Source organism: Ellagibacter isourolithinifaciens (genome assembly GCF_008831035.1).
In the GTDB taxonomy this organism is placed as follows: Bacteria; Actinomycetota; Coriobacteriia; order Coriobacteriales; family Eggerthellaceae; genus Ellagibacter; species Ellagibacter isourolithinifaciens.
In genome coordinates, this window is record NZ_WAJR01000051.1 from 1 (window position 1) to 2,624 (window position 2,624).

Sequence of the window (2,624 nt, forward strand, 5' to 3'; positions counted from 1 at the left end):
GGCTTGGAGGGGGCGGCGGGGGCTGTCGGGCCCGAGGTCGCTGCGGTAAGTCGCCTTTCGGCAGCGGTGTGCGACCAGGTGAAAGCCCTTATTTGCGGGCGTCGCGCGCTGGTGCTTGCGGGCGAGGGCACTTGCGAGAGCTTGGAAGAGGCGCGCGAGGTGGCGGCGTGGGCGAAGGCGTACGGCTTGCCGCTTCTGGCCGACCCGCTTTCGGGACTGCGCTCGCTTGGCGACGAGGCGGTCATCGACAACTACGACAATGTGCTCGGGCGTGACGATTTTCCCGTACCGGAGGTGGTCATCCGCTTCGGGCGCTATCCCGTATCGAAGCGCTGCGTGCAGAAGCTTGCTGTGGCTCGCCCGATTGAGATTGTCGTTGATGCAGGTGAGACACGCGATTTCAACGCGATGACCGATCTGTTCGTCACTTGCTCGCCGATTGATTTCGTGCGATCCTTGCTGACGTGCGATTGCGACGCGCAGGCGAGCGCGGGCTTCCTTTCCGCGTGGCGCGAGGCGAACGCAGCCGAACGGGCGCGCATCCTCTCGGTGGAGGAAGATTCGCGGGAGAGGGTGACGGGCAAAGCTGCCAATGAGGCCGAGGTTGCAGGAGACGCTGAGCCCGAGTCCGCCGCTGTTGCTCCTCGTCCCGAAGGCGCGTACGTGCGCGAGATTCTGAAGGCGGCACCTGCGGGGTCGTGCTTGTTCTCCGCGAACTCGATGGCGATTCGCGCAATCGACACCTTCTATGTGAAAGGCGATAAGCCGCTTGCCGTGCTGTGCAACCGAGGGCTCAACGGCATTGATGGCACGGTGTCGACCGCCCTTGGCGTCGCGCAGCATTTCGAGCAGACGACGTTCCTTACGGGGGATTTCACGCTGCAGCATGACCTGGGTGGACTTGCGCTCCAGCGCGAAATCGCCCAGGTTGCGGCGGAGCGCGGAAAGCTTGCTCCGAGTATCGTCGTGGTGCTGTTGAACAACAACGGCGGCGGCATCTTCGAGATGCTCCCGCAGGCGTCGGATGAGCCGTACTTCGCGCGCCTGTTCTCGGCGCCGCAGGACGTCGACTTCTCCCACGCGGCGGCTGCTTTCAACGTGCCTTATCGCAAGGTGGGCACTCCGAGCGAGTTTTCGCAGGTCTACGGGGAGATGCTCGGGACGCCGGGCATAAGCCTCATCGAGGTGAAGCTGCCGCTTTCTGGCCTTAAAGCCCGCTATCGAGCGTACCAATAGGTTTGCGGAGGAGCCCTTCGGCTTGTGCCCCACATTGCTTTCGGCTCGTTCACGCCTTGCGTTTGAGCTCTTGGGGGCAGGTAGGGCCCTTCGGCGGTGCCCACAAAGCGAGTTCCGCAGCGCAGCGAGGACTGTCTGAGCGACTGGGCACTGCCGAAGGGCCTCGCCTTGCGGAACTCGGGTTCGCGCCTTCCGTTATTCGTTTTCCCAAACGGCGCGCAGAGCCGCGATCTCTTCGCCCCACCCCGAGAGCTTGTCGTTCGGGGTCTCCAGGTAAAAGGGCAAATCGCGCAGCGCGGGGTGCTTTGTCACCGCCGAGAGCGCCTCGAAGCCGATGTGGCCCTCCCCGATGCGGGTATGGCGGTCCTTATGCGCGCCGCAGGGATTCAGGCTGTCGTTCAGATGGATGGCTTTCAGCCGATCGAGGCCGATGACCTGGTCGAATTCGCGCACCACGCCGTCGAGGTCTCCCGCTATGTCATAGCCCGCGTCCCAAATATGACACGTGTCCAGACACACGCCCACGTGGTCGGGCAGCTTCACGCCGTCGATGATGCGCGCGATTTCCTCGAACGTGCGCCCGACTTCGCTTCCCTTTCCTGCCATCGTCTCAAGCAAAAGCGTGGTTGTCTGGTCGGCGTGCAGCACCTCGTTGAGCGCGTCTGTGATCATTTCAATGCCGGTGTCGGCGCCTTGCCCTGTGTGGCTTCCCGGGTGCATGTTGTAAAACTGACCAGGTGTTTCTTCCATTCGCACGAGGTCGTCCGCCAGCGTCGTGCGCGCAAACTCGCGCGTTTCGGGGTTCTTCGAACACGGGTTGAGCGTATAGGGCGCGTGCGCCAGGATGCGCGTGATGCCATGCGTCGCGGCGAACTCGTGGAACGCTGCCATGTCGGCGGGGTCGATTGCCTTCGCCTTGCCCCCGCGCGGGTTGCGCGTGAAGAACTGGAACGTGTTCGCGTCAATCGAGACGGCGTCTTTCGCCATCGCCAAAAAGCCCTTCGCGACCGATAAATGACATCCGATGGTAAGCATATGCGTCCTTTCTCCTGCTTCGCGACATTTTAGCTTGATGTGCGCAGGTTTTGCGGCAGCTTGCCCGTTCGCTGCCGATACGCGGGCGAGTATCTCTTTATAGTGCCAGGTCAGAGGGGTGCGGCTTTTCCGTCCCTTTCACTTTCGGTCGCTCTCTCTCAAAACCTGCGCACATCGAGCTAAAATATTTTCAAAGGCGCGGCGCAACCGATCGAATGGCCGCATCGGGATCGCGTGCCGAATGTTGGTGTAAGGGGCCGCTTCCCTGTCCGTAGAAAGCAGGAAGCGGTTATCGCCTAGAATCTTAATTGCTGAAGTTAGGATTCGTGGAAAGGCAATAACCGCATATGGAT

Annotated in this window: 3 protein-coding genes; 1 reads left to right on the forward strand and 2 read right to left on the reverse strand. The window is 61.8% G+C overall.

Annotated elements, in window-relative coordinates; translation table 11 throughout:
• Positions 1-1,236 (forward strand): thiamine pyrophosphate-dependent enzyme (locus tag F8C90_RS10625; RefSeq protein WP_246155911.1); only part of this gene is annotated, 1,236 nt, incomplete at its 5' end.
• 195 nt (positions 1,237-1,431) lie between these two features.
• Here F8C90_RS10625 and F8C90_RS10630 read toward each other — a convergent pair.
• Both F8C90_RS10630 and F8C90_RS11165 read right to left on the reverse strand, forming a co-directional pair.
• Entirely contained in the window at positions 1,432-2,271 is an 840-nt protein-coding gene (locus F8C90_RS10630) for a deoxyribonuclease IV (RefSeq protein WP_158050476.1), read from the reverse strand.
• Positions 2,272-2,409: 138 nt separating this feature from the next.
• Positions 2,410-2,624: hypothetical protein (locus F8C90_RS11165; RefSeq protein ID WP_211361105.1), on the reverse strand; the 215-nt coding region annotated here is incomplete at its 5' end.